Origin of the sequence: uncultured Thiocystis sp. (assembly GCF_903866365.1) — a bacterium.
GTDB lineage: Bacteria > Pseudomonadota > Gammaproteobacteria > Chromatiales > Chromatiaceae > Chromatium.
On sequence record NZ_CAIPNF010000132.1, the window covers coordinates 1 to 2,436 of the forward strand.

Here is a 2,436-nt window from a genome sequence, read left to right on the forward strand (position 1 = left end):
CCGTGGACGTGACCGGAGCGGATGGCGGGGAAACCCTGGCGCGTGACCCGTGGCAGGCCGGCGACAGCGTGCTCGTGGACCGGGGTGACCATCAGCCACGGGGGATTCTCGATCGGTTCGCGCGTGGCGTGGGGGCGATCGTGCGCGTGAACCCCACGGCGCTGCCCTGGTTGGTCCGCCCAGGGGAGGCGGACGCGTGCGATCCGGCGGCGGCGCGGGTGGAGGTCGCGGCGTCTCTGGGACGACATGATCCGTCTCCCGGTGTGGCGGCGCGCGCCGGAGGCGAGCGGACCAGGTTGGCGGCACGCGGTGCGTCTCCCGCCCGAGGCGGCGGAGGCCGCCCGGCGGCGTTGCCGGCAAGTCGCCCAGCGCAAGGGTCGCGCCCCGAGTGACGCCACCCGGTTTCTCGCCGGCTGGGTCATGGGCTTCGCCACGGTGGCTCCCGAGACCTTGGATGGCCCCACCGTGTTCGCGTTGTCCCGCTGCCGCTGGCCAGTGGCGCTGGCGTTCAAGCGGCTCCAGTCGCGGCTTGACCTCGACACCCTGCGCACCCCGCAAAACAGTCGCTGAGGCGAGGTCTGGATCCGGGGAAAATGGCTCGATGCACGGGTCATCGAGCGACGCGCCCAGCGCCACGCCACAGGCGGTATCGACCCGCTGGAGCGGCCCCGTCGGCTGACCCCGTGGCGGCGGCCGATCATCGTTCGCCAAGCGGTCGATCGCTGGATTCTCGACGCTCGACATGGGTGCACCGAGCAGTGGGACGCCTGCCTCGACGTGCTCAAGAACGTCCGCGCCGCCGCCGCTTGCAAACCGTTCCGCCCAGGGTCATGCAGATGATGAACTCGCAAGTGAGTCAACGGTGCGGTTAAGTTGGCGCTTATGAGTCACATCCCCCGAAGCAGGTCTTGGCTGAGGGATGCGGTGACGCAGGAGCCACATCGTTCGCCGCTGCCGACATTGAGGCTCGCGATTGATGCGGTTCGCAAGCTCCCCGCACCTACCGCGCTGCGCTACCATAAGCTCATCGATTGGATTGGAATAACGACAGAATCTCCTGTGATCCGAAGGTGATGATGGGCAAGCCCGTGGTCGCGGGCACGCACGTCACGGTCGAGTCCATCCTGAAGCGGCTGGCGGCCGGGGAGTCCGAGACGCAGATCTTGGAGGCGAATCCGCGGCTCACGCCCGCGGATATTCGCGCGGCGCTGCAATGCGCCGCCGAGGTGCTGCACGGAGATCGCATCTATCCGCACGAGATCGCCGCCAAGGACCCGGCGGTGAATCTGGTTGCCGACGAGAACGTGGATGCAGGGATCGTCTCGGCGCTGCGCGACGCCGGCCACGCGGTCACCTATGTGCGCGAAACTGCGGAATTTTTGGCGATGACGATTCAGGAACCGCTCGCCGGCATCGGTCATGGCCCCGGATCCTGCCGGTCCTTGCCACGCAGCGCAGATTCCCAGACGACCAGAACGCGCCAGCCGGCCAGACTCAGGTATCTCCGGCTCCGTATCACCCACCTTTCCCGCAGGCACAAAAAACCCGCCGTGGCGGGTTGGTGGCGAGGTTGATCGCGGCTCAGTTAGTCGTTCGTGCCTGATCGGAACTCATCGGCGCCTTCTGCCCGGCGGCGTTGCTGCACTTCGTGCAGCATTTGGCGGAGGATGCGCTTTTTCTCGCTATCCGCAAACCGCGCGAGCACCTGGCGCATGAGCGGCTGATAGCCGATGTTGTGCAACTCGGCGATCATTTTGAAATCTTCGATCAGGGATTTTTGCAGCCGAATGGAAATGGGCTGTAACTCAAGCGCGGCGTCGATCGCGCCATCGTCGGCAGCGTCTGCGACGGCCACGAAATTCGGATCGGCGCCGAGTTCACGCCGATCCCATGCCTCGTCGCTTCCTGGGATCTTGCGGTCCGGTGTCATCAATTTGCCCTCACTCATTGTTGGCCTGCCTGCCCGTGGGTGGCATACATCCTCGTTTCGACTTGATTCGGCTCATAGGCCGTCTTGATCTCGATGCCGTCTGGCAGTGGCACGAAGACGACCTTCAAGCGTCGTCCAACGTCGGTTTCAGCAATGAACCAGCGCGTGGGCGGCGTGGTTCGATGTTCTTCGCGCGTGTCGAATCAGATAACGCCCCATGCGATTGGCAAAACATTGGATGATCTCGTCCTCGCTGACGCGGTGCTTTTGCGTAAGTTTGTCCCGCACCCTAGTGGAAATGATCACATCCAATGGATGGCCTCAATCAGGAAAATATGTGTATACGCGAAAATCGCCGGAACGCCCCATAGGTGTTCGGGATTTTTTAAGCCTGGACTTCCAGAAGCAACCTATTTAAACGACCTAAGGATGTCTCTCTTTTCTTATAATTTGGATCGAAAATTTCGTTTGCAAAAAGCTTTATCTTATTCGCTAGGTTATTAAAG

General features: G+C 62.8%; 4 protein-coding genes. 2 read left to right on the top strand and 2 right to left on the bottom strand.

The genetic code is table 11. The features are described from left to right. A partial coding sequence (locus QZY07_RS07900) for a hypothetical protein (protein WP_295401372.1) occupies nucleotides 1-248 on the bottom strand: 248 nt, incomplete at its 3' end. On the opposite strand from QZY07_RS07900, the gene QZY07_RS07905 reads away from it, so the two are divergent. Together QZY07_RS07905 and QZY07_RS07910 are read left to right on the top strand one after the other, a co-directional pair. Further along, nucleotides 247-570: a hypothetical protein gene (locus QZY07_RS07905; RefSeq protein ID WP_295401373.1), complete on the top strand. Its 324-nt coding sequence runs from the start codon at nucleotides 247-249 to the stop codon at nucleotides 568-570. The genes QZY07_RS07900 and QZY07_RS07905 overlap by 2 nt on opposite strands. 461 nt (nucleotides 571-1,031) lie before the next feature. Then, entirely contained in the window at nucleotides 1,032-1,574 is a 543-nt protein-coding gene (locus QZY07_RS07910; RefSeq protein ID WP_295401374.1) for a DUF433 domain-containing protein, read from the top strand. 11 nt (nucleotides 1,575-1,585) lie between these two features. On the opposite strand, the gene QZY07_RS07915 is transcribed toward QZY07_RS07910, so the two are convergent. Beyond that, entirely contained in the window at nucleotides 1,586-1,855 is a 270-nt protein-coding gene (locus tag QZY07_RS07915) for a hypothetical protein (protein ID WP_295401376.1), read from the bottom strand. Between the last annotated feature and the right edge of the window lie 581 nt (nucleotides 1,856-2,436).